General features: G+C 58.8%; 22 protein-coding genes and 5 pseudogenes. 16 read left to right on the forward strand and 11 right to left on the reverse strand.

Annotated features, from left to right (window positions below; translation table 11 throughout):
- The 3 genes and pseudogenes from WCA85_RS22075 to WCA85_RS22085 all read right to left on the reverse strand — a co-directional run.
- Positions 1–268, reverse strand: a 268-nt coding sequence (locus WCA85_RS22075) for an FAD-binding protein (RefSeq protein ID WP_424066995.1), incomplete at its 3' end; no start/stop codon positions are given.
- Positions 177–1,967 (reverse strand): acyl-CoA dehydrogenase, encoded by a 1,791-nt coding sequence (locus tag WCA85_RS22080; RefSeq protein ID WP_424066996.1) that lies wholly within the window; start codon positions 1,965–1,967, stop codon positions 177–179. The genes WCA85_RS22080 and WCA85_RS22075, both read right to left, overlap by 92 nt.
- 208 nt (positions 1,968–2,175) lie before the next feature.
- Positions 2,176–2,328, reverse strand: a pseudogene (locus WCA85_RS22085) (AraC family transcriptional regulator); the annotation flags it as partial.
- Between WCA85_RS22085 and WCA85_RS22090 the strand changes: the two are divergent.
- From WCA85_RS22090 to WCA85_RS22105, 4 genes and pseudogenes are all read left to right on the forward strand, one after another.
- Positions 2,290–2,692, forward strand: a pseudogene (locus tag WCA85_RS22090) (LysR substrate-binding domain-containing protein); the annotation flags it as partial. The pseudogenes WCA85_RS22085 and WCA85_RS22090 overlap by 39 nt on opposite strands.
- A gap of 353 nt (positions 2,693–3,045) precedes the next feature.
- Positions 3,046–3,327: pseudogene (locus tag WCA85_RS22095) on the forward strand (AraC family transcriptional regulator); the annotation flags it as partial.
- A 259-nt stretch (positions 3,328–3,586) separates the two neighbouring features.
- On the forward strand, positions 3,587–3,877 hold the full coding sequence (locus tag WCA85_RS22100) for an iron-containing alcohol dehydrogenase (protein WP_424066997.1): 291 nt from the start codon (positions 3,587–3,589) through the stop codon (positions 3,875–3,877).
- A 294-nt stretch (positions 3,878–4,171) separates the two neighbouring features.
- Positions 4,172–4,345, forward strand: a complete 174-nt coding sequence (locus WCA85_RS22105) for a hypothetical protein (protein WP_424066998.1) — start codon at positions 4,172–4,174, stop codon at positions 4,343–4,345.
- A gap of 35 nt (positions 4,346–4,380) precedes the next feature.
- Here the strand turns inward: WCA85_RS22105 and mdeB are convergent, their stop codons facing one another.
- On the reverse strand, positions 4,381–7,101 hold the full coding sequence (gene mdeB / locus WCA85_RS22110) for an alpha-ketoglutarate dehydrogenase (protein ID WP_424066999.1): 2,721 nt from the start codon (positions 7,099–7,101) through the stop codon (positions 4,381–4,383).
- 150 nt (positions 7,102–7,251) lie between these two features.
- Here mdeB and WCA85_RS22115 point away from each other — a divergent pair, with 150 nt between their 5' ends.
- Positions 7,252–7,779 carry an Lrp/AsnC family transcriptional regulator gene (locus tag WCA85_RS22115; RefSeq protein ID WP_424067016.1) on the forward strand — a complete coding sequence of 176 codons (528 nt, stop codon included), beginning with the start codon at positions 7,252–7,254 and terminating at the stop codon, positions 7,777–7,779.
- A gap of 33 nt (positions 7,780–7,812) precedes the next feature.
- Here the strand turns inward: WCA85_RS22115 and WCA85_RS22120 are convergent, their stop codons facing one another.
- A complete protein-coding gene (locus tag WCA85_RS22120; protein WP_424067000.1) occupies positions 7,813–8,322 on the reverse strand; it encodes an Lrp/AsnC family transcriptional regulator in 510 nt (169 codons plus the stop codon).
- A 198-nt stretch (positions 8,323–8,520) separates the two neighbouring features.
- Here WCA85_RS22120 and WCA85_RS22125 point away from each other — a divergent pair, with 198 nt between their 5' ends.
- Positions 8,521–9,537 (forward strand): 1-aminocyclopropane-1-carboxylate deaminase, encoded by a 1,017-nt coding sequence (locus tag WCA85_RS22125; RefSeq protein ID WP_424067001.1) that lies wholly within the window; start codon positions 8,521–8,523, stop codon positions 9,535–9,537.
- Positions 9,538–9,976: 439 nt separating this feature from the next.
- Here the strand turns inward: WCA85_RS22125 and WCA85_RS22130 are convergent, their stop codons facing one another.
- A complete protein-coding gene (locus tag WCA85_RS22130) occupies positions 9,977–10,429 on the reverse strand; it encodes a winged helix-turn-helix transcriptional regulator (RefSeq protein WP_424067002.1) in 453 nt (150 codons plus the stop codon).
- A gap of 126 nt (positions 10,430–10,555) precedes the next feature.
- Between WCA85_RS22130 and WCA85_RS22135 the strand changes: the two genes are divergently transcribed.
- From WCA85_RS22135 to WCA85_RS22145, 3 genes and pseudogenes are all read left to right on the forward strand, one after another.
- The gene (locus tag WCA85_RS22135) at positions 10,556–11,191 is read left to right on the forward strand and encodes an NADPH-dependent F420 reductase (RefSeq protein WP_424067003.1); all 636 of its coding nucleotides are present in this window, start codon (positions 10,556–10,558) and stop codon (positions 11,189–11,191) included.
- A 52-nt stretch (positions 11,192–11,243) separates the two neighbouring features.
- Positions 11,244–11,435: pseudogene (locus WCA85_RS22140) on the forward strand (NAD(P)H-binding protein); the annotation flags it as partial.
- Positions 11,436–11,821: 386 nt separating this feature from the next.
- Positions 11,822–12,442 (forward strand): NADPH-dependent F420 reductase, encoded by a 621-nt coding sequence (locus WCA85_RS22145; protein ID WP_424067004.1) that lies wholly within the window; start codon positions 11,822–11,824, stop codon positions 12,440–12,442.
- A 776-nt stretch (positions 12,443–13,218) separates the two neighbouring features.
- On the opposite strand, the gene WCA85_RS22150 is transcribed toward WCA85_RS22145, so the two are convergent.
- On the reverse strand, positions 13,219–13,383 hold the full coding sequence (locus tag WCA85_RS22150) for a hypothetical protein (protein WP_424067005.1): 165 nt from the start codon (positions 13,381–13,383) through the stop codon (positions 13,219–13,221).
- A 513-nt stretch (positions 13,384–13,896) separates the two neighbouring features.
- On the opposite strand from WCA85_RS22150, the gene WCA85_RS22155 reads away from it, so the two are divergent.
- Positions 13,897–15,093, forward strand: coding sequence for an acyltransferase family protein (locus WCA85_RS22155; protein WP_424067006.1), 1,197 nt, complete (start codon positions 13,897–13,899; stop codon positions 15,091–15,093).
- Between the two features lie 1,136 nt (positions 15,094–16,229).
- Here the strand turns inward: WCA85_RS22155 and WCA85_RS22160 are convergent.
- Positions 16,230–16,343, reverse strand: a complete 114-nt coding sequence (locus WCA85_RS22160) for a hypothetical protein (RefSeq protein WP_424067007.1) — start codon at positions 16,341–16,343, stop codon at positions 16,230–16,232.
- Positions 16,344–16,390: 47 nt separating this feature from the next.
- On the opposite strand from WCA85_RS22160, the gene WCA85_RS22165 reads away from it, so the two are divergent.
- Positions 16,391–16,696, forward strand: a complete 306-nt coding sequence (locus WCA85_RS22165) for a hypothetical protein (protein WP_424067008.1) — start codon at positions 16,391–16,393, stop codon at positions 16,694–16,696.
- Here WCA85_RS22165 and WCA85_RS22170 read toward each other — a convergent pair.
- Together WCA85_RS22170 and WCA85_RS22175 are read right to left on the reverse strand one after the other, a co-directional pair.
- The gene (locus tag WCA85_RS22170; RefSeq protein ID WP_424067009.1) at positions 16,674–17,888 is read right to left on the reverse strand and encodes an alkene reductase; all 1,215 of its coding nucleotides are present in this window, start codon (positions 17,886–17,888) and stop codon (positions 16,674–16,676) included. The two genes, WCA85_RS22165 and WCA85_RS22170, sit on opposite strands and share 23 nt — an antisense overlap.
- A 316-nt stretch (positions 17,889–18,204) precedes the next feature.
- A complete protein-coding gene (locus tag WCA85_RS22175) occupies positions 18,205–18,981 on the reverse strand; it encodes a helix-turn-helix domain-containing protein (RefSeq protein ID WP_424067010.1) in 777 nt (258 codons plus the stop codon).
- A gap of 253 nt (positions 18,982–19,234) precedes the next feature.
- Between WCA85_RS22175 and WCA85_RS22180 the strand changes: the two are divergent.
- Together WCA85_RS22180 and WCA85_RS22185 are read left to right on the forward strand one after the other, a co-directional pair.
- Positions 19,235–19,339: pseudogene (locus WCA85_RS22180) on the forward strand (IS66 family transposase); the annotation flags it as partial.
- Positions 19,340–20,545: 1,206 nt separating this feature from the next.
- Positions 20,546–21,040, forward strand: coding sequence for an MgtC/SapB family protein (locus WCA85_RS22185; protein WP_424067011.1), 495 nt, complete (start codon positions 20,546–20,548; stop codon positions 21,038–21,040).
- A 90-nt stretch (positions 21,041–21,130) separates the two neighbouring features.
- Here the strand turns inward: WCA85_RS22185 and WCA85_RS22190 are convergent, their stop codons facing one another.
- On the reverse strand, positions 21,131–21,565 hold the full coding sequence (locus WCA85_RS22190) for a PRC-barrel domain-containing protein (protein ID WP_424067012.1): 435 nt from the start codon (positions 21,563–21,565) through the stop codon (positions 21,131–21,133).
- A gap of 702 nt (positions 21,566–22,267) precedes the next feature.
- Between WCA85_RS22190 and WCA85_RS22195 the strand changes: the two genes are divergently transcribed.
- The 3 genes from WCA85_RS22195 to WCA85_RS22205 all read left to right on the forward strand — a co-directional run bounded on the left by WCA85_RS22195 (position 22,268) and on the right by WCA85_RS22205 (position 26,453).
- Positions 22,268–22,903, forward strand: coding sequence for an Hsp20/alpha crystallin family protein (locus tag WCA85_RS22195; RefSeq protein WP_424067013.1), 636 nt, complete (start codon positions 22,268–22,270; stop codon positions 22,901–22,903).
- A gap of 30 nt (positions 22,904–22,933) precedes the next feature.
- Positions 22,934–23,227 carry a hypothetical protein gene (locus WCA85_RS22200; RefSeq protein WP_424067014.1) on the forward strand — a complete coding sequence of 98 codons (294 nt, stop codon included), beginning with the start codon at positions 22,934–22,936 and terminating at the stop codon, positions 23,225–23,227.
- A gap of 391 nt (positions 23,228–23,618) precedes the next feature.
- Positions 23,619–26,453 carry an AAA family ATPase gene (locus WCA85_RS22205; protein ID WP_424067015.1) on the forward strand — a complete coding sequence of 945 codons (2,835 nt, stop codon included), beginning with the start codon at positions 23,619–23,621 and terminating at the stop codon, positions 26,451–26,453.
- Positions 26,454–26,496: the final 43 nt, after the last annotated feature.

Below are 26,496 nucleotides of genomic sequence, written 5' to 3' on the forward strand. Positions count from 1 at the left end.
TTTCCAGCACGCAGACGCCGATTTCGACGCCTTTGTCCTGCGCCAGCTGCTTCAGGCGGATCGCCGCGGACAGGCCAGCCGGGCCGCCGCCGACGATCACCACGTCGTATTCCATCGACTCGCGCGGGCCGTACTGCTCAATGAGACTTGCGGGGGTCATAATTCGTGGCCTCCCATTAGAACTGATCGTCCGACAGCGCCAACACACTCTCAGCGCCCTTCGCGCTGACAATCGACGCCTCGAGCGCGGACGCCAGCGGCAACACATGCTCCGCGTAGAACTGCGCGGTCGCGATCTTGGCGCCGTAGAACGAAGGGTCGTCATCGCGCTTCTGCGCCGCTACGAGCAACGCACGCGCCATCTGCCAGCCGCCAAGCACGATGCCCGCGAGCTTCACATAGGGCACGCCGCCGGCGAACACCGCATTCGGATCACCCTTAGCATTGGCGACGACAAAATCGACCGCCGCACTCAACGCGTCATGGCCCAGCGCCAGATACTTCTTCATCGAATCAAAGGCCGGCCCCTGTTGCGCGTCGAGCGCTTCAATCGTTTCCGCGATGCCGGCGAGCAGCGACTTCGCCACCTTACCGCCATCGCGCAGGGTCTTACGGCCGATCAGGTCATTGGCCTGAATCGCGGTCGTGCCTTCGTAGATCGGCAGAATGCGTGCATCGCGGTAGTACTGCGCCGCGCCCGTTTCCTCGATGAAACCCATGCCGCCATGCACCTGCACACCGAGGCTCGTGACGTCGATCGAGAGCTCCGTGCTCCAACCCTTCACGATCGGCACGAGGAATTCGTAAATCGCCTGATGTTCGGCGCGCTTCGCTGCGTCCGGATGACAATGCGCGATATCACAATGCGCCGCGGCAACATAAGCCAGCGCGCGCGATGCTTCGGTGAGGCCGCGCATCGTCGCGAGCATGCGGCGCACGTCCGGATGCTGGATGATCGCGACCGACTGCTTCGCGGAGCCATCCACCGGACGGCTTTGCACGCGGTCTTTGGCATACGCAACCGCCTTCTGATACGCGCGATCCGACACGCCGACGCCCTGCATGCCCACTGCGAAACGCGCGGCGTTCATCATGATGAACATGTACTCGAGGCCGCGGTTTTCTTCGCCGATCAGATGACCGTTCGCGCCGCCGTGGTCGCCGAATTGCAGAACTGCGGTTGGGCTCGCCTTGATGCCGAGCTTGTGTTCGATCGAGACGCAATGCACGTCGTTACGCTCGCCGAGCGAGCCGTCTTCATTGACGAGAAACTTCGGCACGATGAAGAGCGAAATGCCCTTCACGCCTTCGGGTGCATTCGGCGTGCGCGCCAAGACGAGATGGGCGATGTTCTTCGCCATGTCGTGCTCGCCCCACGTGATGAAAATCTTCGTGCCGAACAGCTTGAACGAACCATCACCTTGCGGCTCGGCGCGCGTGCGCACCAGCGCGAGATCGGAGCCGGCCTGCGGCTCAGTCAGGTTCATCGTGCCGGTCCACTCGCCGGAAATCAGTTTGGGCACGTAGGTTTGTTTTTGCGCTTCGGTGCCGGCGGTGAGCAGCGCTTCGATCGCGCCGTCCGTCAGCAACGGGCACAGCGCGAAGGACAGATTCGACGCGTTGAGCATTTCGATGCACGCCGTCGCGATCAACTTTGGCAGGCCCTGCCCTTCGTAATCCACCGGATGCTGCACGCCTTGCCAGCCGCCTTCGGCGAACTGGCGGAACGCCTCCTTGAACCCTGGTGTCGCGGTGACCACACCATCTTTCCAGCTGCTCGGATTGCGATCGCCCTCGACGTTCAGCGGCGCCAGCACTTCGCCGCACAATTTGGCCGACTGCTCCAGCACGGCCTCCGCGGTTTCGAGTCCCGCTTCTTCAAAGCCAGGCAGCTTCGCGACATCGTCAATGGCACCCAATTCCTTGAGCACGAAGAGCATGTCTTTGATGGGGGCGATGTAACTCATGATCGATCTTCCACTAAAACGGTCAATTGATCACTGCCGCGAGCTTGAATCCGAGGGAAACGGCCGGACAGTGACGATGCCTGGTGATCCTACCGGAGTATCTCGTTCCCGCGCTATCCAATCCGGCCCAAATAGTGACAAATCTGGCCATCGCGAACGTATCGATTCATCGATATCGACCTTGTGGACGCTCGCCCATCGGCGGTTTTCACCTGGTCTGGAGAGGCAGACGGCAGGTTCCGGGTGTGCTACCCGTCCAGTGACGGAACGCACGATGAAAGGCGCTGGGATCATCAAATCCGATATCGCCAGCGACAATGGCGCTCGTCACCGTTGCATCATTCATCGCCAGAATGATGATGCCTATGGCGTCTGGCGATACATACAAGGTGACCATACCCAAGCCCTGAAGGTCAAAGGCTCACTTTCGAGCAACGATGGAGACATCGTGCTGCGGTGGGCGCTTGACGGCCATGGAATATTGATTCGTTCCGAGTGGGACCTCGTGAAGTACGCTCAGAGCGGTCGGTTTAAACTTGTGCTGCCGGATACTCTACTGCCGTCCGCCGACCTGTTTGTTGACTACCCCAGCCAGCGAAACCAGACAGCGGCGCGCCCGGGCATTCATTGATTTTCTGATCGACCATTTCCAGGCGCCGTTCATACCTGTCGAGACAGGAGCTTTGATTTACGCTCAAAAAAAGAAAGCGGCTCGCAAGCCATAAGCTGTCCATCGCGTTAAGTGCGACGGTCGGCAACGGATAAGCCATGCAGCCGTTCGAGTCGAAATTTTCGAAAAACCCCTAAACGACCACTGCCTTACGCCAATGGCACTCCCACTCCGAACCTCGGAAAAGAAGCGATCGGTAACGAAGAGAACTTTCCAGTTCAGGTATTTCTTTGTGACACGAGACACTATCAACTGGTCTGATATAAGTCGCGCAGTCGACAATATCACCAAGCGAGGTGTGTGCGGCGTATGGTCAGGACGTGTGGCACATGCCCAAAGCGACCGCCACTTGCGTATTCATGGACGACGAGAATGGGTGTTGATCACCGCATGTGGGAGCACGAATCGATGGGGGCGTCGCAGGCTGCATCACGCACTTACGCGATGCCCGAGCGAAGCGATCGGCTCGATTTCTATATCCGCGATCAGGCCTCAAGGCCCGCGATCGAGGAGCCGCACAAGCACGAATACTCTCAGATACAGATGAACCTCGGTGGAGACACCGAGCAGCACATTAGCGGAGTGTGCAAACCATTTCCTGCTGGCGCGGTTGCCTTCATCCTGCCGCATCGCTTGCACCTGATACCGGATCCGGCACACTCGCGCTTCATGATCATCAACTTCACGCAGGGATTGCCCATGACAGAAGCCATGTTATGGACCCGTAGCCCGCAAAAGCACCCGAGTCGAAAAGGGAAGTCCTTGCTTTTGCCGCCGCGATGGCGCAAGTCAATCCTGGCTGGATGACACTGAAATCGAAATGCGTGTATCGCGTAGAAATTTTCAACATTTTACTACTCGCATGCAGTAACAATGGCCGCTTTGGACATTCGCTCGATGACTGCGTCGGTGACATTGAACTCTTCGAAATCGGGCGCTACCTGGGCGTGTGGTTTTCGGTGTCGGTAGCTTGGGCCGGCTTTACCAGGAGTTTTTGGAGTTGGGTGTAACGCCTGCGCTCATCCTCTGTACTCCGGAGCAAATGGCGCTTGCCGCTGATGTCGCTGCCTGTCTTGGAGATCAGAGCGCTGGAACTTTCCCGAAAGCCGCGATGCATGTGCCCATTGAAATTGCCTGGCAGGCGCGTGACTATGCTCTTTCAATTGGCGTGGATTGCATTTTCGCAGTCGGGGGTGGCTCAACAATCAGTTTAGGAAAAGCGATTGCACTTGAATCGTGATAACGAGTGCTTTCGGAGTCGCCTTGCACTAGCCATCATGACCTAGGTAAGGATGCTGCGCGCGGGAGATGTGCTCGGAAGTTGTGTTGGGGAACTTTGGCTTGAAGGTTGAAAGCGACGGATTTCAGTTTCCGAGTCCCGCCAACTAGGCGTCCAAACAGTTTGCTGGCGCCCCTTCGATCGCGGTGGCAATCTTCGAGGAATCGGCGCCTCAGCGGGACTTGAACCTATGCGAAGCGCAACAAAAGGATCGCCGTCGTCTAAAAACGAGCCGTCCTCGCCGCCGAGCGCGAAGTGGACGATGCACCTGTCGTCTACGATGCGGAAGCGCTACGTCGAGATATTCTGACCGCGGCGGTCGCGCTGGACCAGCGCGCGCTCTCGATAACGCAGAAGCGTTACGCAGAGAACGACGTCTCGCGAAGCCGTACGCAGCGTGTAGCGTGGCGCCGTGAGGCTTGCAGCTGATTTGCCCGCGTTGCCGAAGAAATCAGATCGAAGCGTTACTTCTGCCACGGTGCGACCGCGTCGCCGACGCTCTTGCTATAACGCTGCCGCGCCTGCGCCACGATGCCCTGGTCGAGCGTCTTCTCGTCGGCCAGCGCCTTCAGTGCCGCGATGACGATCGAGCCGCGGTCTACTTCGAAGAACTCACGCAGCGCACCGCGTGTGTCGCTGCGCCCGAATCCGTCGGTACCGAGCGTCACATAACGACGCGGCACGAACGCGCGAATCAGTTCCGGGACCGCCCTGACATAGTCGGTCGCGGCGATCACCGGACCGCGCGATGTGCCGAGCGCAGCGCTCACGTAAGGGACGCTTGCCGTCTCACCAAGCCGTTCGATCCGCTCGCAGGCCATGCCGTCACGCTGCAGTTCCGTGAAGCTCGTCACACTCCACACTGCCGCATCGACGTCCCAGTCGTCCTTTAGCATTTGCTGTGCTGCCAGCACCTCGCCGAGGATCGCACCCGCACCCAGTAGCTGCACGCTGGCGGCATCGTTCAATGCACCTGGCAGGCGATGGATACCCTTCAGGATTCCTTCGCGTAATACCTCGTCACCCCCCTGCGGCGCAGATGGCTGCGCCTGGTTCTCGTTCATCACAGTGACGTAGTAAAACACGTCGTGCTGCTGCTCGACCATCTCCCGCATACCCTCGTCGACGATCGCCGCCACTTCATACGCGAACGCTGGGTCGTAGGCACGACAATTTGGAATCGTGGATGCTGCGAGATGGCTCGTGCCGTCCTGATGTTGCAAGCCTTCGCCACCGAGCGTGGTTTTGCCCGACGTGGCACCGATCAGGAACCCGCGTGCGCGTTGATCAGCGGCAGCCCAGATAATGTCGCCGATCCGCTGGAAGCCGAACATCGAGTAATAAATGTAAAACGGCAGCATCGGCAGGTTATGCACGCTATAGGAAGTCGCCGCCGCGATCCACGACGACACGGCACCCGCCTCCGAGATTCCTTCTTCGAGAATCTGTCCTTTAATATCTTCACGGTAGTACAGCATCGATCCAAGGTCTTCGGGCTCATACAACTGCCCGAGTGGAGAATAGATTCCAACCTGCCGGAACATGTTCGCCATGCCGAACGTGCGCGCTTCATCGGCGACGATCGGCACTACCCGCTGACCTATTGCTCCGTCCTTCAATAGTGCGGTAAGCATGCGCACCAGCGCCATCGTCGTGGACATCTCCCGTCCGTTAGCGTCCATTGCGAATTGCCCCCAGGTCTGCAGCGAAGGAACGGTTAGCCCCTTCGATGCGACTCTCCGCCTTCTGGGCAGATAGCCTCCCAAGGCAGCCCGGCGTGCATGCAGGTACTGCATTTCCGGTCCGTTTTCTGCTGGCTTGTAAAACTTGACCTGCTCGACGTCCTCGTCCGAAAGCGGTAAACGAAAGCGATCGCGGAATGCCTTCAGGTCGTCAAAGTCGAGCTTCTTCTGCTGGTGGGTCGTCATCCTGCCCTGCCCCGACGTGCCCATGCCAAAACCCTTCATGGTTTTCGCAAGGATCACCGTGGGCTGGCCGCGATGCGCCAGTGCTTTGGCGTAGGCCGCATGCAGCTTGCGCACGTCGTGGCCGCCGCGGCGCAGACGGTCGATCGCAGCGTCGCTCAGTTGCGCGGCAAGCGCTGCCAGTTCGGCGTTCTGGCCGAAAAAGCGCTCGCGGTTATACGCGCCGTCATTCGCCGAAAACGTCTGGAACTGGCCGTCCACCGTTTGTGCGAAGGCTTGCGCTAAGGCACCGGTGCGATCACGCGCAAACAGCTCATCCCAGTCCGAACCCCACACCACCTTGATCACGTTCCAGCCGGCGCCGCTGAAATGCGCTTCTAGTTCGTCGATGATGCGGCCGTTGCTGCGCACTGGACCGTCGAGCCGCTGCAGATTGCAGTTGATCACGAACACGAGATTGTCGAGCCCTTCGCGCGCGGCGAGCGACAACGCGCCGATCGACTCCGGCTCATCCATTTCTCCGTCGCCGAAAAAGCCCCACACCTTGCGGCCATCCGTTTGCGCGAGCCCGCGATTTTGCAGGTAGCGCATGAAGCGCGCCTGGTAAATCGAGTTGATCGGTCCAATACCCATGGAGCCGGTCGGAAACTGCCAGAAGTCAGGCATCAGCCACGGATGCGGATACGAACACAAACCCGGTCCCGCGATTTCGCGCCGGTAGTGCTGCAGATTCTCTTCGTTCAGGAATCCTTCGAGATAGGCTCGCGCATACACACCCGGCGACGAGTGCGGCTGAAAGTAGACGAGGTCGCCACCCGTACCCTCGCCAGCGTCCGGCGCAGCTGCCCGGAAGAAATGATTGAAACCCACCTCAAACAGATCTGCCGCCGAAGCATAGCTTGCAATGTGTCCGCCGAGCTCTCCGTACGCCTTGTTAGCTCGCACCACCATGGCCAGCGCGTTCCAGCGCAGTGCCGCAGCGAGCCGCTCCTCCAGTTCTAGATCACCCGGATAGCGCGGCTGCTCGTCGAAGCTGATGGTGTTGACGTACGGCGTGATCCGCGCGCCGCTCGAATTGACGCCCAGTGACTGAGCATGTGCCGCGAGCCGGTCGAACAGGAACTGCGCGCGCTCACGGCCGACGTGCGACACGACCGCATCGAACGCCTCCAGCCACTCGGTTGTTTCCTCCGGATCACTGTCTCCCGGACCGTGATCAAGAGCGCCCAACCGCAATGCTCCGCTCGATAAATCCGTCATGGCACCACTCCCGCGAGGACACCCGGTTCAAAAGCGATGAACTCCATAGTAACCATCAACCTGCAAAATATGCCTCTCATTTACTTGTCATTCCCTGGCTTGATAGTGTATTTATTCTGCATACACCTCCATTTCCGGAATCTTTCATCTATGACAACGCCGCCGAAACGGCTTGATCGCATCGATATCGGGATCCTCAGCCAGTTGCAGCGGAACGCCCGCATCACCAATTCCGAGTTGGCGCGCGCGGTCAACCTGTCGCCTACGCCTTGCTTCAACCGGGTGCGCGCCCTCGAGAAGCTCGGCCTGTTCAAGCAGCAGGTGACGTTGCTCAATCCCGAGCCATTGGGACTGCGGATCAACGTGTTTATTCAGGTCAGCCTCGAAAAGCAGGTGGAAGACGCGCTGCAGCGCTTTGAGCAGGCCATCTCGGAACGGCCGGAGGTCATGGAGTGTTATCTGATGACGGGCGATGCCGACTATCTCTTGCGCGTAGTGATGCCGGACATGCCGACGCTCGAGCGCTTCATCCTCGAACATCTGACGAAAATACCGGGTGTCTCCAACATCCGCTCCAGCTTTGCGCTCAAACAGGTACGCTACAAGACAGCGCTGCCCTTGCCGGCTGCAGGACTGACGCTGGTCGATCCGGATGATGTCGCGACCGACTGGCAGTGAGTGCGCGCCTGTCCATAAACGTCACGGGCGGTGTTAAACAGGGAGGCTCGTGGTCGAAAGAATCTCCTTGAGCACCACAAAGCTGCGGATCTGCCGCACCCCTGGCAGATAGAGCAATTGCTCGGCATGCAAGCGGTTAAAGCTATCGCTGTCTCTCGTGCGCACCAGCATGAAGTAATCGAACTCCCCCGTCACGACGTGACACTCCATACATCCTGACACCTTCTGCGCAGCCTTTTCGAAATCGGCAAAGGAATCGGGTGTCGACCGGTCGAGTACCACGCCGATCATCACCAGCATGCCGGCTTCGAGTGCTTTCGCGTTCAGCAGCGCCACGATGCCGCGTATCAGGCCCATTTCCTTGAGCCGTTCAACCCGCCGCAAACAGGCCGGCGCGCTGAGATTTACCTTGGCCGCAAGCGCCACGTTCGAGATCGACGCATCGCGCTGCAATTGACGCAGGATGGCCCGATCGACGCGATCGATCTCCGGGCTTGAAGGGCGGGAGTCCGGCGCAGGCGTACGAAATTTTCTTGCGGGCATGGGGTTCCAGACGAAGTAAATAAAGGTCAAAAGTACCATTGACCTACATAAAACCAAAATTCTCCACTACTTTCGCAACCTCATTTCTTCAATATTTTCTTACCATACTCTTCATCGCAGCATCGGCCACAATCCCAAAGCGAATCGACCGCTCAGGGTAACGGGGTGCTGGGACTCTTTACATCACCGGATCCTCACATGAACCTCAAGAAATTCCCGCGCCATTCGCTAACCTTCGGTCCCACACCCATCCAGCCCCTGCGGCGCCTGAGTCAGCACCTGGGCGGCAAAGTCGATCTGTATGCGAAGCGCGAAGACTGCAACAGCGGCCTGGCGTTCGGCGGCAACAAGACACGCAAGCTCGAATACCTGATTCCGGAAGCGTTGGCGCAAGGCTGCGATACGCTAGTGTCGATCGGTGGGATACAGTCCAATCAAACGCGCCAGGTTGCAGCCGTCGCAGCGCACCTCGGCATGAAGTGCGTACTCGTGCAGGAAAACTGGGTGAACTACTCGGACGCGGTGTACGACCGCGTGGGTAACATCCAGATGTCGCGCATCATGGGCGCAGATGTGCGGCTCGTGTCCGACGGTTTCGATATCGGCTTTCGCAAAAGCTGGGAAGACGCGCTGGAAAGCGTGCGTGCGGCAGGCGGCAAACCTTACGCGATTCCAGCAGGGTGCTCGGACCATCCGCTAGGCGGTCTCGGTTTTGTGGGCTTTGCAGAGGAAGTCCGCCAGCAGGAAGCGACTCTCGGCTTCAAGTTCGATTACATCGTCGTGTGCTCGGTGACCGGCAGCACCCAGGCGGGCATGGTGGTGGGCTTTGCCGAAGATGGCCGCGCCGACAGGGTGATCGGCATCGATGCGTCGGCCAAGCCCGGAAAGACACGTGACCAGATACTCCGGATTGCCAAACAAACGGCCGAGCAGGTGGAACTGGGTCGCGACATCGTCGCGAAGGATATCGTCCTCGATGAGCGCTACGGCGGCCCCGAGTACGGCCTGCCTAACGACGGGACGATGGAAGCCATCCGCCTGTGCGCAAAACTGGAGGGGATGCTGACCGATCCCGTCTACGAAGGCAAGTCGATGCAAGGCATGATCGACAAGGTACGACTCGGTGAATTTCCCGCTGGGTCGAAGGTTCTCTATGCACACCTGGGCGGCGTGCCAGCGTTGAACGGCTATAGCTTCCTGTTCCGCAACGGTTGAGAGAAGCGTTGAGGCTAATTCGTGAGCGTCCGAGGCTCAACAAAACGCTAACACGCGGTTACCGGGTATGGATAACGCCAACGAGTAGCCGCAGCTTTTGTAGCAGGTCACGGCATAGATTTCCGATCGCCCGGATGCAGGAAGAAATACATCAGTTGACGGAAAAGTGGGGAGATGGTCATTCTTTCGTCGGCGACGCGATACGCGACCATTGCTACAGATAGTCGGCTGTTCGCTAAAAGCAACGGCGAACGACCGCGAATGCCTTCGGCGAATGCGTACTATCGACCAGACGACCGCTTTTAGCGGTCTAACCGCCGTTCGCTATACGCTCTGAGTTATATCTTTTCAACGATAGATCGATGCGATGCTGGTTGGTAGATATCGTGGTGTGTGCATATCGTTCGTGCAACGTAACAGGGCGCGCTTGCGGTCTTACTCATTCCTTGCTCTCAGGAAACATACATCCGCCATTGCGGACCAGTTCCTTCACCTCTTCGCTCACCTGTAAGGGGCTTTGACTTAATCGAGCAACGAATTCCTTTAAGCGCCGCACGTACGATTTCGAATCGTGCTTCGCGCTCCAAAGGACTATGTTCAGCACGACGGGAATGAGGTCCAGGCCCTTCTCGGTCAGCGTGTAGAAGTCCTTTCGCCTGTCGTCGGGGTTGGGTGCCCTCGACAGAATTCCTTGCTCCTCAAGAAACGCGAGGCGGGTAGCAAGGACATTGGTCGCGATTCCCTCTTCCGATTTCAGGAACTCGCCATACGTCTTCTTGCCAACGAAAACGATGTCGCGAACGATCAAGAGCGACCACCGGTCGCCGAAGATCTCCACGCCGTAGTTCACTGCGCAATGCGACCGAAGGGCTTCTTTAGATGTCGTCTTCATGGTCAGATCTTAACATCGCTTGCATAGTGCAAGTAAAATCTCGTGTTTACTTGTTTTTTGCAAGTAAGTTGAATAGGATGGTTGCTGTTGGTTACGAGCACTACCCAACTCACCAGGAGACGGCACATGAGCACTATCAGCATCATCGGCGCAGGCGGCATGGCCGCAGCGATCGGTGGCCTTGCCGCCAAGGCCGGACACACCGTCGAGGTGATGAGTCGCGACGCCACCAGGGCGCGAACTCTCGCCGAGCAGGTCGGAGCCGGAGCGACCACAGGGACGTTCGGCGCCGCCCCGGCCGGGGAGGTGGTCATCCTGGCGGTTCCCTACTCCGTCGTTCTTGACGTGGTAAAGCAGTACGGCGAAAAGCTGGCAGGCAAGCATCTTGTCGACATCACGAATCCCGTCGCCTCCGATCACGCGAGCTTTGTGACCCCCGGCGACAGTTTCGGCGCGCAGGAGATCGCCAAGGCCGCCCCAGCCGATGCGATAGTCGTCAAGGCGTTCAACACCCAGTTCTCCCACGTCCTGGCTGCTGGTCCCGCCGGGGGCCACCCGTTGGACGTGTTCATCGCTGGGGACGACGCGCAGGCGAAGGTACGCGTCTCGGCGTTCGTCAAGAGCCTCGGACTGCGCACTATGGATACCGGGCCGCTGCGCATGGCGAGGACGCTGGAGCACGCCTGCCTGCTGTCGCTGGGCCTCCTCATCCACTCCGTCAAGCACACCAGCTTCTCAATCGGCGTTAGCCTTCTCGGCTGAGTGCTCCGGTACCACCGCTTCTCTCATCACATCGCCGACAAGGAGCAATAACATGCACGTTTTCGTCACTGGCGGGACCGGTCATATCGGTTCGTACATCATCCCCGAACTCATCGCCGCCGGCCACGAGGTAACTGGCGTAGCCAGGTCGGACAAGTCCGCGGCGGCGGTGTCCGCGCTAGGCGCCAAGGTGCGTCGCGGGGATATCTCCGACCTCGATGGACTCAAGGCAGCGGCGGCGGAGTGCCAATGGCCTCGGCGATCTCGCGGAACCCAATGCCCTCGCCCTCAATTCCATGCCAACTTTTGCCGGCCGGACCCTTCTCCAGCGCCAGGCGAAACAATCACCCGCCAGACCCTCGGCTGGGAGCCTGCTCAGCCCGGCCTGCTCGAGGACCTCGACAACGGCCACTACTTCCCTGCCCTCTGAATTGAGCTGAGCCAGGAGCCGAGTTGCAATGAGCCCGACGGACAGAAATGTCGCGACACGGTTATTTATCCGTGCAAAGACGCTGTCGACCCGGGGATGGCTTGAGGGATGACGCACGCGGCTCGGCACACAAGGAATATCAACCGGCGGATGCCCCGTTTAGAGACTACAAGCAAGACGCCAACTCAAGGAAACTACGTATGAGCACTATCAGCATCATCGGAGCAGGAGGCATGGCTGCAGCGATCGGCGGCCGTACCGCCAAGGCTGGACACACCGTCGAGGTGGTCAGCCGCGACCCCGCCAAGGCGCGGGCGCTGGCCGACAAGCTCGCAGCCGGAGCGACCACAGGGACGTACGGCGTCGCGCCGACGGGCGACATTGTCATCCTCGCCGTGCCGTACGGCAGTGCGGCGGCGGTGGTGACCGAGTTCGGGGACGCGCTCGACGGCAAGGTGATCATCGACATCACCAACCCGGTCTCTCCCAACCTCACGGACCTTGTCACACCCCACGGCAGTTCTGGTGCGCAGGAGATCGCCAAGGCCGCCTCCGCCGGCGCGCATGTCGTGAAGGCGTTCAACACCCTCTTCGGCCCTGTACTTGCTCGGAATGGACGCCTCGACGCGTTCATCGCCGCTGACGATCCGACGACCAAGGCGCGCGTCTCGACCTTCCTTGAGAGTCTCGGGCTGCGTCCGTTCGATGTCGGCGGCCTGCACATGGCCTCGACGCTCGAATCGCTCGGCCTGATGCTCATCGGCCTGGCTCAAAACGGCGCCGGAACCTTCGACATCGCCTTGAACGTCGATATCGGTTGAATCACCGACACCATGTTCCCATCGGCAGGTCACAACACCGCTGGGAGCAACGCGTGTCTCACGTCGTTCTCATCAACCCATCCAGTGGAGGTGTCTTTAGACGGCGGCTTTCGCCCATACGAAACCACGCCGAACAGCGTGGGCCTACACGCTGCGACTCGGCCAGGAAGTGCTGGGGCGGGTCAACGGAAAAGAAAGACCGTCCGACTTAGGGACGCGATCGTTGCGTCCCTTACTCCAGTCGTGGGTCATTCCCACTCAATCGTCAATCGGTGACCGGGACCCTTGTGAAGACGGCCTTTCCACCCAGTCGGATAGCAACGATACCGTCAGCCATACCGAAAATTCCAGCCGGCAGTTCCTAGCTTTAGACAGACTGCATCGGAGATTCAACGTGCGCTTTCGTTCAAACATCACGAACAGTGGGCATCCGAATACGACTTCTGCTGGGATACCGTCGTCGATACCGTCAGCCACTTTCCAACGCGATCCTGGCAAAGCCCTGCAGCAGCCACGATCTAACTGCGGTCGTGCCTCTGATCACAAAGCATACGACGCGTGTTGCAACCGTGGTGAGCGAAACGCAGTACCCGCTGGACAGGAAGATACTCCGCAACCACGCGCCGACGAGCGTCTCGAGCTTGAGTCAAGGCGATCAAGTCCATTTCATAGGCAATCTTGCATCGACATCCTCAAATGCGCTGTTCTGCCATTCAATCATCGCGAAGCATCGCATTGGGGGAACTCGCGCGATTCGCGCAGCGGATTAGAATGTGCTAGCACGTCGTTTGCCAGTAGAGCGTCAGCTTCGCAGCCGCAGTTGTGAGATTGTCGGCTCCAAGCCACTCGCTGCCTTCGAGTCCGAGCACGTCGGCACCGTGTCGAAACGCGCGCTCCAGCGTCTTGAGCGGGGGTGTCTCCACCGTTTCTTCGGAATTCATGTCCCCGGTGTGCGCAGCCGGGCGTCGAGTCAGCGGAAGGCTTGCAACGGCTTGGCAAAATGGACTTTGCGTCCCTTCAGGCTCCGGAGGTACACGCCAAGATCCTCATCCCGATTCACTCGCAATTGGAAACTCCCGCCACATGATAGTTTCTGAACGGCCGGTTTCAGAGCAATCGAACAGGCGTTATCGACCCGCTCCTGCCCCCCAGTTAGTTTTTGCAAACGTCGGCGCCGCGCCCCAAAGCAGCCCTTCGGCGCCACCAGCGCGCTGATGTAGCTGACGGTGGCCTCAACAATTCGCTACAGCATTACGTTACCTGTGTGACAACCATCACTACGTCAATGGAGACAGCCATATACCCTGAGCACGGAGAGACTGCATTCCGAAACCCATATGCAAACCATCGCATTTTTCTGATTCCGCCTGACATTATTCCCCTTCGGCGCCTTCAGCGATTTACCAGAAGCATCGGCGAGACGCCATAAAGTAATAAAAGGATATTTGTACAGCATGAATTCGCTTGAGTTAGAGGTGGAAATTCGAGGGCAGGGTCACCTTGCAGGTGCAAGCCATATTGAGTCATTGGATTGTCTACGCGGTGTTAGCGCTCTGCTCGTCATGCTATATCACTATCGCGAGTTGCTGAACGATGTCATACCGCACATCGGAAATATTTTGTTCGAAAATGGCCGCATCGGGGTGGATATCTTTTTTATCCTCTCGGGCTTTGTGATGTACACCACAACTCAAGACAGGAAAAATCAGCTTGTCGTGCCTTTTCTGGTCAAGCGTGCCTTCCGCGTAATTCCGTTGGCCTGGCTACTTATAACCATATTGTTTTTCGCCAATAGTTGCCTTGATAAGCATACCTATATGCTCAGCATGCTATTCATCCCGTTGGCAAACAACGATCCGCCATTTTTTGGCTACAATATTTTGTCGCCAGCCTGGACATTGAGCTATGAACTTTGGTTTTACGTAATGTTTGCCGTAGGCATGTTGCTGTCTAAGTCACACCGCGGACTGGCTGCTGCTGCGGTGTTGATCGGCTGTGTATTCGGGCTACAAAAACTGGGGCACTCTTCGTTGAACTTCGACCCCTACATGGCACCGATTTATGCCGAAAACCTGCCGATTCCGGCACAACTGATCAGCCAATTGAGCGACCCGCTGTTTCTCGAATTTTTGCTAGGAATCTTGCTAGCGTATTTGTATGCTAATTTCAGAAAAACTTGGCTCGATATCAATTCAAAGTTTCGCACCGGGGTTTATCTTCTCTTAGCCGCGTATTTCTTCTCGCATTTCTTTTCCGGCTATGCAATGGGACATGGTTTGAGCAGAAAGGGATTTGCCGCTTTTGCGATTTTTAGCCTGTACTTATGCACTGATTTCGATGGATCGCTGTCCAAGATAGAGCCCTTAATCCGTGGGCCGAGCGACCTATTCGCTTTCTTGGGTCGCATCTCTTTCAGCCTGTATATCATTCATGAGCCGCTGCATCAATATATCGGTGTCATGCCGGTGCTGGGTTCGCTCTTTCGGCTGACGGGCGGGATCGGAAAGCTTGTCACCCTCTGTACTTTTTCCATCGTAGCGGCGTATGCCTTGTATCTACTGGTGGAGCGGCCAACGCAGCGGTTGGGTAAATTCGTGACTAGCCGTCTTCTCTCATTTGCCCGGTCCGAGCGTCTGTCACCGATCGTCTAGCGGTCGTTCGCAAACGAACCCCAAACGTCCCAAGATGGCCGATAGCACTCATACTGCGTTAGCCGTGATAACTCGCGATTATCACGGAAAACCAACCATTACCACGCGGCGTCTTTCCCTGTGCGCAGGACGCTGATACGGGGGTGGTCTACATTCGTCTGTCGATCGCGGTGTTCCTGGACGCTACAGACTGGTTATTCGCTAACAGCAACGGTTTCTCGCCTGCGCCCCGATGCTACCTGCATGCACTGAGATGAGTACAAAACACGGCTCGGCCATAGTTGACCACGGTCCTCGCTGACATACCGCGCATCTCACCTGCGCGAAGTTCGAGGGCATGCGTCGAACTTGCAAAATCATGCTTTGCGAGTCTACTTTTCCTAGTGAGAGACGTGAGACGCAGCGCAAGGTAGCTGACCAACCTTGTTGCATTCTCAAAATACAAAGTCAGATGATAAGGAATGCATATAAATGTTCGATATTTTAATTTATGTATAAAACATTGGAACCCTACATAGTTAGATGCAAGAAACCCGCTTGCTTGCACAAAGTTGCTTGGGGGTTTTGTGGAATTTCGTTTCTGGCGGTTTGCGTAGCGCTTGCCGCCGACGGCGGGGACCAGACGGCCGACCGATAGACCGGGCGAGCAACAATGTTATGCAACGGTGTCCGCGCAGTCCGCTGGCAAGCACACGACCGCAGCCTCGGACTCTTTACCGTCACTTTGCCGTAGACGGTGCGCAGCACCGTCGAGCGACTGTCCTTGCGGTTGAAGGCCGCACCGCGGCTCCGCCAATGGGTCTAGCCTGAGAGCCACGACTGCACCTGTTTCGAAATGAGCTCGGCCTGCTCCCCTGCCAGCAGCACCCGCCCTTCCGCGAGAGTCAGGTCCAGGTCGGCAAGACAGCAGTCAGGGCGCTCAATGACAGCCAGAGCTCCGTCACCTTCCCTCAACCGTATCATTGTCTGCGTCGGCCACCGTGCTTCGATGGTCAACTGCTTGGCTTGCTCCCACCATTGCGAGACCGATCAGCCGACTCCAGACGAAACCGATGCCGCTACCGGAAGCACAAGAAGCCCACCTTGGGAGCCTCCCCAACTTTGCACGCTCTCGTCTCCGACCGGACAGATAGCCGTCAACGCCTTCGCAGCTGCGCTTGAATTTCGCGCGCATCGAGGGCCGAGAGATCTTCGTTGATCTCTTCGAAGATCATCTGACTCGTCTCCTCGCTCAGACGTTCGCGCAGCATCCCGAGAAACTTCGGCTCCACACGAATCGTAATCGCTGATACCGTTGATGAAGCCGTCCCTGTTCGACGTGGTCGGCGACGGTTTTCGCGAATTTTTCGCGATCCTTCTCGGTCATCGCCGGTGCACTTGGGACGACATTGACGAGGTCTTCGATTTGCCACAAGTCCAGTTTAAGTCCCGGTGCCTCGAAGATTCGTGCACGGCTGCCGTCCGCAACGACAACCCAGGTAGTGACAGCCATGGTGAGCCTCTCAGCGTGATCGGTCGCCTACTCGGCGGCCATCGCAAATCGTCGTGTGACGCCAGCGAGCTCGCCGGTCAACGCCAGTCTATCTCCAACGCCCATCGATGACGGACCGTGGGGCCTCCCCGCGCTCCTGCGCGAGCGACGGATAGTCTGTATACCCGCGCTCGCCGCCTCCGTAGAACGTGGACGGATCGGGCAAATTGAGCGGAGCGTGCGATCGGAAGCGTTCCGGCAGGTCGGGATTGGCGATGAACAAGCGTCCGAACGCGATCAGGTCCGCATTGCCGTCCTCAAGCCATCTTTCCGCACTGCTGGCGTCGAATCCGCCCGCGACCATCAGCACACCGCGATAAGTGCGGCGTATCATCTCGTTCATGCGTTTCGCGCGCTCCGTGAAAGCGACATCCTCACCGGTCGCCGCCAGCGCGGGATTGACGATGTGCAAATAAGCCAGCCCGTAGCGGTTGAGCTTCTCGATGACGTAAGAAAAGATCGTCTCGGGATCGTCGTCATGCATGTCGTTGAAGGTGCCGAGAGGAGAGAGCCGTACGCCGACCTTTTCCGGCCCCCACACTTCGCAAACCGTTTCGATCACCTCGAACAGCAGCTTGGCCCGACGCTCGCTCGACCCGCCGTATTCGTCCGTGCGGCGGTTTGTGCCGGACAACAGAAACTGGTCGAGTAGATACCCGTTTGCTCCGTGCACTTCGACACCGTCCATACCGGCAGCCTTTGCGTTGCGCGCACCCCTGAGGTATTGGCGCACGAGATACGGCATCTCTTCGCCCTGCAGCGCGCGAGGCGTGACGCAGGGCGTGACGACGCCTTCGCCGCGCTCGTTCTCGATGAACGCCTCCGCTTTCGGCTGGACCGCAGACGGCGCAACGGGCAGCATTTCATCGGGCTGCAACGAGGGGTGCGATATACGTCCGACGTGCCATAGCTGCATGAACATCAACCCGCCCGCCTCGTGCACGGTGTCCGTCACGAGCCGCCAGCCTTGGACCTGCTCGCGACTATGAATCCCAGGCGTCCATGCGTAGCCCTGTCCTTGCATCGACACCTGCGTCGCCTCGCTGATAATGAGCGCGGCCGCTGCGCGCTGCGCGTAATAGCAGGCGTTGAGCTGCGACGGTATGTTGCCTGGTCGGCTCGCGCGCGAACGCGTCAGCGGCGCCATCACGACACGATGACGCAGGTTGTGCGGTCCCACCTTTACGGGTTCGAAGAGCCTGCGCAGCGGGATTTGCTCGTCGTGGGGCACGGCTTCCCCGGGCGCGATTTCCGTATCAGGCATAAATTCCCTCCTCATGTTTTTGAGCGGGCCCGAAATAGCCGCTTCGAAGCGTCGGCGTCAATCACATCGACAGGATCCCGGTTTCCGTCCAGTCTAGCCATGACCCGCGTGCGCTTCTTTCCGGTTTCTGCCCAGATATGACACGATCCTGCGGTCACACGGTGCATCGTCAAACGGGGCAAGGTCAAGGTGTGGAATTATTGTTCTGATCAACCCCCGGGGCAGTATCCACTTCGAGATACTCGTGTCGCTCTGGCCTGATCGCGAGCGCGCAAGTTTCGCGGTCATTGTTTTGCTCGCAATTTCGCCAGATGAATCAGCTACCGACGTTCCGATGGGCAAGTCGGAATGCGCGTGGCGTCACACCGGTGTACCGATGAAACACTTCGGTGAAATGCTGCTGGGTCTGAAACCCCGCGCGCGCGGCAACGTCAACCAAGGGAAAGGTCTCCTCGCACAACATCGTCCTGGCAAATTTCACCCGTTCGAGTGTCACGTACCGATGGGGCGGGTTACCCGTCGCCGTTTTGAAACCGCGCGCAAAGTTTGATGCACTCATGTGCACCAGCACTGCGAGTTGCTCGACCAAAATGGGTTCGGCTATGTGCTCATGAACGAAGGCTTGAATGCGAGTCAGCATTTGACGCGTAACAGGCATGTCCGGCTCGATCACACCAGCACAGTGCCCATAGCGGAGAACGATGTGCATCGAGATGACATCTGCAAAAGCGTCTGTGCAGGCAGCGTCGATGAGATCCGCATGATGCAAAGCAGCCAATGTGTCTGCGGCCTCGCGTAGGAACGGATCGCAAGACCTGGACCATTTCGGGACCGCGTCAAACGCTTCTTGCGAGACTTGCCCAAGTACGCCCGGTTTGAGCGCGATAACCCATCCCGTGGGATCGTTGTCAGCGGCCGTGGCCAATTGCGCCCCCGCCGGAATAACTGCGACAAATGGTGCGCTTATTAGGATGACGTGACCCATTCCGAGGTCGTCGCAGCCCGCAGCCCGCGCAACAGTGCTACCTGTCGGTATAACGAGGCGAAGTCCCTGCATCGAATTCAGGCCGCCATCGGCGAAAGCGACATTCATTGCTTGGCACCGTAATCCGTGATCCGGGGTCGATCTTGTTTCTTGCTTCATGATGAGCAGAAGTTTCCTCCTTGTCTCGTCGCATACCTAAGCTTACGTCGAATTCAAGGCTGCTTAAGGCGGATTCGTAATATGGGCAGAAGCAATGCCAATGATCGTTGATGGAGGTGCTGCTGAGCTATATTGCCGGGCAACTTGAGGCGATGCTCGACACGCTATTGGCCTGGATTCAAAGCAACTCTTCGTTTCTGAAGGCTTTCTGCAAGCTGACGCTTACGCCGGGTATTACGGAGCGTTCGAAAGCGGTCAGGTTCGCGAAGCGGCATGCCATGCGCACCGCACGCGCGTCCGCGATCTGGAAACATCGATCGAAATAAACTTGGGTAAGGCGTCGCGCTCGAATGGAGCCTGCCGATCATCGCGATCCCGACCAGCGATGCAGGCTCAGAGATGACACCGATCCATGGCCTGACCGAGGACGGTCTGAAAGGTATGGGACGCGACCTGCGTGTGTTGCCGAAGACGCTTATCCACGACCCGGGCTGTCACCTGAATTGCCGCCCGACTTGTGTTCGTGAGCGGCCTCGATGCCACTGCGCATGCAGCGCTGTGGGTTGCATGCCCATGATGGCAATCCAGTCACGTCCCTGATGGCCGATCGCTGATGACTGATGGCTGACAAATGGATGACGGAATACTTGCGTTGGCGACCGGACTGCGCAGCATCAAGAACGAGCCCTAGATGCCTGTTAGCGCACAGTGATTGTCTCTGCGGTGCATGGCTATGCGGCTGTGTGCTGGGCACGTTGGAATGGCGCTGCATCACAAGCTTTGTCGTACTCTTGGCGAAAGCTTCAACCTGCCGCATCCGGAAACGCACGCGATCAAATTTGCCTTACGCACTGGCATACAACAGCGCGGCGTCGCCTGAGGCCATGACACGAATCTGCCACACGCAGGCCGCGAGAGCGCTGCGCATGGTCTCTTCGATGGTTGGACGAGGGCCCGGCGTTGCTTCTGGTTTGCGCGAGACTGGCATGTAGGAATTCGACCTCGATAAAGCATGTGAAATAACCCCGTCGAATCCCTATTGGAAGCCGCGACCTTTCAAATGTGAGCCGGTCGGGGCGCTACTTCAGAACGCCGGGATACGTTGCCCGACAACATCGTCGCCGGCTTCTCATAAGTGGTTGAAGTGTACTGATACCGAAAATCGCGCTCGACGAGGCAGTCGCTACTTCGGGCCAATTGAGCCTCTTGCTGTAGCGGCTTACTATCAAGTCACCCCACGGTATCAACGTCGCACGTTTGCGGAGCAGTTCCCGAAGTTCGACCGCTGGCGCGAGATGCTGCGCTAGATCTGCGCGCGCATCACCGCATCTACACCGCTCCAGCGGCAACTAATCGCTGCGAACTCAAGAGGCTAGTCGCGGTTTTTAGGCTAAAGGGTCTCGTGAGCGGCGTTTGACGCTCAATCAGTTTGCTTCTCTCGACGCTAGACTGTAGTGAGCAGCCACGCGCTCGCCGAGCGCAACGTTACCAGCAAACCTTGGCGGGGGTGCCGATGATTTCACACGTGCAATTGCTTGAGGCGATCTTGCGCATGGTCGCAGCAGTGCTGGTGGGTTGTATTGTCGGGCTCGATCGAAACCTGCATGGCAAGCCAACCGGCGTCAAAACGCTAGGCCTCGTTGCGCTTGGCTCCTGTCTCGTCACGATGGCCGGTATGTCCTTCGAACTGCACGGTTTCACCGAAGGCACCGACGCCGGTCGTGCCATCCAAGGCGTCATTACAGGCATCGGGTTTCTCGGCGCCGGCGTGATCCTGCAGAACCGCGCCACCGGCAGGATCAGCGGCTTGACGACGGCGGCTTCGATCTGGGTCACCGCCGCGCTCGGCATTGCGTGCGGCATCGGCGCATGGCAGATTGCGGGTATTGCCACCACCCTGCTCCTGCTGCTGCTCTCGGTGGGCGGCAGCATTGAACGTGCGTTGCACCGGCGCTGGTTAGGAAAGTCGCCTGAAGAGCAGGCTGCGATCATGCGGCACGACGAATAGTCACGCGGCGGCGCACTCATCGGCGTACTTCCTATGGAACGAATGTGCCGCGCGCGAAATGCGTCGATCACGGACGATGCGAGACATATGTCAGTGATGCTCGCTGTAGTCGGACCTTGCCATAGGTGTCGCGCGTACCTTGGCGTATTGAAACTCGGGCAGCGCCTTGATCGCATCTTTCGTCGCACCGGTAAGCACCAGTTTGCCATTGTTGAAATCGAGCTGCTCGATCGGAATGGCCACATCGTGATGCGACACCCCCAAAAACTGGTTTGCGGCGACGATTGCAAACGATACCGACCGGTCCGGTGCCACGATAATGTCATGAATGACGCCGACACGCTCACCCTTCTCGTTAAAGACCGGCTTGTCCATGATCGACTTTCTCACGCTCCAGCCTGCCACGATCGCGGCCGACTCTTCCACGCTGACACCAAGCGGCTGGGCGCCGGCCACTTGGGCGTGCGAGTCTGGAGAGAGTGCGAGCGACGACACGAACAACCATGCAAGCAGATTGTTTTTCATGAGATTCCCTTCGGTATGGTGTTGAAGGTGCGACACGGGGCCAGCAATGATCACGCTAATGCCAGACCGTGCGCGGCGTAAGTTCATGTTAGGACGCGTCACGGTGAGCCGCTATAAAAAAACGGCGATAGACCGGGGTTATTTTGGTGCCCCTGGGATACCAATCAGTACGCGTCCTGAATGAACGCAGAATCGCGAAACGCATGGCAGAAACGCGAAAGAATCGCAGATGCGTGGAGCCTAGACTGAAGTTCATCACCTGACGGTACAGCCTGGAGTCCCACATGGATGAACTGCTTGGACGCGCTTGGTGGATGCTCGCATTACCACGGTCGTGCTGGTCGCCGTCATCGGCGCAAACGCGATTATCACCGGCGTATTCGATCTGATCGCAACAACGCGGCTGCATAGGCGCCGGCGCGCTAGCGCTCGCGTGGCTGATCGGCGTGTATGCGTTGTTCACGGGGGCGCTGCTGTTCGTACTCGGCTCACTGCGCGTGCCTGGCACCACGACGGCATGACCGGCGAGCCAAACGCGCCATTGCATCCGTAAAGCACCGCTCACGGGCGCTCGTAGGTTACAAGATCGAATCCGCGGCCAACCCCGCGCCCCTCGCATCCGGAGGTCGAATGGACTGCCAGTCATCTCCAGTGGTTCAGCCTCAGGTCTGGCACTGGCGTACCTCACGTAAGGAGAATCACATGCCTCTCGATCTCGACAAATGGAATCCGTTCCGGTTTTTACGCTCGCACCCCGCGCAAAAAAACGCATCGGGCCACGCCGGTGCGCCGCACACCAGTCAGCAAAGCGCGCGGCAAAATGGCCAACAGACTGGCGGCACGCAAACGGGTAACGGGGCACCGATGGCAACCGCTGCTGCGCCGGTAGCACTTGCGCCTGCCGGTTGGCCGCTGCCCGATCCGATTCATCTGCTTGCCGAATTGATCCGTGATCCGTTCGGCGGCCGTGGACCACTCGGAAGCTGGTTCGGCGACTTCAGCGCGAGCGAGTTTCAACCGCGGATCGACGTCACGGACGAAGCTGACGCACTGCGTATCGTCGCCGAATTGCCGGGCATGACCCGCGACGACGTCGAACTCGAAGTGATTGACGACATGCTGATCGTCAGCGGCGACAAGCGCTTCGAATCGACGAGCGAAGAACAGGGATGCTATCGGGTCGAGCGATCGTTTGGACACTTTCAGCGCGCGGTTCCGCTGCCCGCGGGCGTCGATCTCGATCGAGCAGAGGCCAGATTCGAAAACGGCGTGCTGACGCTACGCGTCCCCAAAGCGGCCGGAGAACCAGCAGCGAAGCGGCGCATCGAGATCAAATAACACAGTCCGCACTCCGCAGTCAGGCCTATCGTGAACCAACCCGTCAGCTTCCGCAGTCGGCTGGGTGTCGAAAACGAAGCGCTGCACACCGGCGACGCGTATCGCCTGAATCTGGGGCTGGTACTGCCCACCACCACGCGAGCCGGCGGGGAAGAAGCCGAACATGTAGCGCATTTCAGCGCGTTCGCGAGCATCCCGGCATATCCCCGGAAGAGAGCCCGCTTCATCCCGTTGTGCTGTTGGTACTGCACGACGAAGCAGTGCGCGGCCGCCGCGACGAAGGATGATGGGCTTCGCTTGAATCTCGCGGCGCCGTCACGCTAGTTCGAACCGAGACGAAGTCGACGAGGCGATCAGCAGATTTTCGAATTCTGGCAACCGGACAAAACCATCAAGCTCAAAGACGCGCTGGGCGGCAGCGACGAAGAACCCGAGGAGGCAGCGAGCGAGCTTGAAGTGCGCTCGCTCACGGGCGGCCTGGTGAGCCAGTTACCCAACGCGAGGCTGCGCGCAAGACTGCTAGTGCAAGTGGGCAATGTGCCTCTGCGGGAACGGATCAATCGACGCGCCGTCCACTGTACTGCCTCGATTCGAGTGCAGCGCGCGCCCGGCACGCAAACACGGCGGCATCGGAATAAGCAGCGGAATAGATATTTTCCACCCACCCATTGCCCGCGCGGGAAGCGACGCCCGCACGGACGAAAAGGAGATCATCATGGCCGAGTGCAGTGTTTGTGGAAAGCCCGCAACCTCGCAGATCACGATCACCGAAAACGGTCAGCGCCGTCAGCTGATGCTGTGTGATGAGCACTACATGGAGTTCATGGCGCGCAACCAGCGCCGCCTGTCGCCGCTCGAGTCCCTCTTTCACGGCGGACTCTTCGACAGTCTGTTCGACGACATGTGGCCACAGATGGAAGGCGGCCGCAGTAGCCGGTCACGCATCGGACGCGCGCCCGGACAATCCGGCGCAGCGGATCAGGGTACAGGCGCCGGTAGCGGGCAAATGGGCGATTCAGCGGGCGTGCACCCAGGCGGCCGGACACGCCGACATCGCCGCGCGCGTGAAGCCGTGGACCTGCAGACGTACCTAAGCCAGAGCGGTCTGGACCGACTGCAAGCCGCGGCGCAAGCAGCGGTCGAATATGGCAAGAACGAAGTCGATACGGAACACCTGTTGCTCGCGCTCGCCGATAACAATGTGGTGCAGGAAATCCTGCGCGAATTCAAGCTTGATCCCGAAGAGATTAAGAAGACCATCGACCAGACCGCGCCGCGCGGCACCCGCAAGGAGCCGAGCGACAACGAGCAGATTGGCGTGTCGCCACGCGCCAAAAGTACGCTGGAAAATGCGTTGAAGTCGTCGCAGGAACTGGGTCACAGCTATGTCGGACCAGAACACATTCTGATTGGGCTCGTGGAGGAAGAGGACGGCTTTGCAGGTGAATTGCTGCGCAAGCTCGGGCTGTCGTCGCCATCGCTGCGGCAAAAAGCAGTCAAGGTGGTCGGCAAGGGTGCCGAAGACGGCAAGATGGAAGACCGCTCCACCACTCCCACGCTCGACAAGTACGCGCGCGATCTCAGCGCGCTTGCGCGTCAAGGCAAGCTCGATCCAGTGATCGGCCGTGACAAGGAAATCGAAACCACCATTGAAGTGCTCGCGCGGCGGCGCAAGAACAATCCGGTGCTGATCGGTGAACCCGGTGTGGGCAAAACCGCTATCGTCGAAGGCCTCGCGCAACGCATTGCTCAGGACCAGGTGCCGGAAGTGCTGCGCGGCAAGCGCGTGGTAGAACTGAATATCAATAGCGTCGTGGCAGGCGCGAAGTATCGTGGCGAGTTCGAGGAACGCGTCAAGCAGGTGCTGGATGAGATCATCGAGAACCAGGACCGTCTGGTTGTGTTCATCGACGAACTGCATACGATTGTCGGCGCCGGCCAGGGCGGCGGCGAAGGCGGCCTCGATATCGGCAATGTCTTCAAGCCAGCGCTCGCTCGCGGAGAGCTGCACCTCGTGGGTGCGACCACGTTGAACGAATACCAGAAGTACCTCGAAAAGGACTCGGCATTGGAGCGGCGCTTTCAGCCCGTGATGGTGCCTGAGCCTAGCGTCGAGGAAACGATCGATATTCTGCGTGGCCTGCGCGACCGGCTCGAAGCACATCACAAGGTGAAAATCACCGAAGAGGCGATTGCTGCCGCGGCAAAGCTCTCAGACCGCTACATTGCCGCACGCTTTTTGCCAGACAAGGCAATCGATTTGCTCGATCAGGCCGCCGCCCGCGTGCGCATTTCGTCGAATTCGCGTCCGCAGCCATTGCACGATGTCGAGGCGAGCATCCGCCGCATCAAGCAGGAACAGGACGCGGCCAGCGCTGCCAAGGAATTCGATAAAGCCAAGGAACTGGAAGAACAGCTCGTCGCGGAACAAAAACGCCTGCATGAAGCCACAGAAACATGGAAGAAAGAGCGCGGCACCAGTTCGCAGGAAGTGACGGCGGAAGACATTGCGCAGATCGTTTCGTCGCTCACGGGCGTACCGTTATCTGAACTCACGGCCGAGGACCGTGAAAAGCTGTTGCGACTGGAAGACCATCTGAAGGAACGCGTAGTCGGCCAGGATGAAGCCGTCTCTGCGGTCGCCAAAGCGGTGCGGCTTTCGCGCGCCGGTCTGACGGAGGCCGGCAAGCCGACTGCGAGCTTCCTCTTTCTTGGGCCTACGGGCGTGGGTAAAACCGAACTCGCGAAGGCGCTAGCCGCTTCGGTGTTCGGCGACGAGAACGCGCTGGTGCGCATCGACATGAGCGAGTATTCCGAGCGTCATACAGTGGCGCGGCTGGTTGGCGCGCCACCCGGATATGTCGGCTACGAAGAAGGTGGGCAACTCACCGAGCGCGTGCGGCGCAGGCCATATTGCGTGGTGCTGCTCGACGAAATCGAAAAGGCGAACTCGGAGGTGCACAACCTCCTGCTGCAACTGTTCGACGAAGGGAGGCTCACCGACGGCAAGGGACGTCTGGTCGATTTCACCAACACGATCATCATCGCGACCAGCAACATCGGCTCACAGCTGATCCAGGACAACATGAAGGCCGACTCGAAGCAGCTCGACTACCCTGAACTGCGCGACCGGTTGATGGAAATCCTGCGGCATCATTTCAGGCCGGAGTTTCTCAACCGCGTCGACGAGGTGGTTGTGTTCCGCGCGCTCGGCAAGGAGCAGATTCGCAGCATCGTAGATCTGCAACTTGCGCGCGTACGGCGTACGGCGCTGGCCCAGGGCGTGGATCTGTCGTTTGACGATGGGTTGCGCGATCATCTTGCGCAGATCGGCTATGACCCCGAGTTCGGCGCGCGGATGCTCAAACGCAAGATTCGTCTTGAAGTCGAATCGCAACTCGCCGACGCGCTGTTACGAGGCGACGTGCGCGATGGCGACAAGGTCACAATGACCTACGACTCGGGCACGCACTCTGTACGTGTGCAGAAAGGAACAGCGCCCATAGAAGCACCCAGCGAGGCGTCAAAGCAGACACCGGCGCATGCATGACGCTGGCATGCTGAAGAACGCGGCGCCGCCCGCTCGTGCGGGC

The organism is Paraburkholderia sp., assembly GCF_049581445.1.
In the GTDB taxonomy this organism is placed as follows: Bacteria; Pseudomonadota; Gammaproteobacteria; order Burkholderiales; family Burkholderiaceae; genus Paraburkholderia.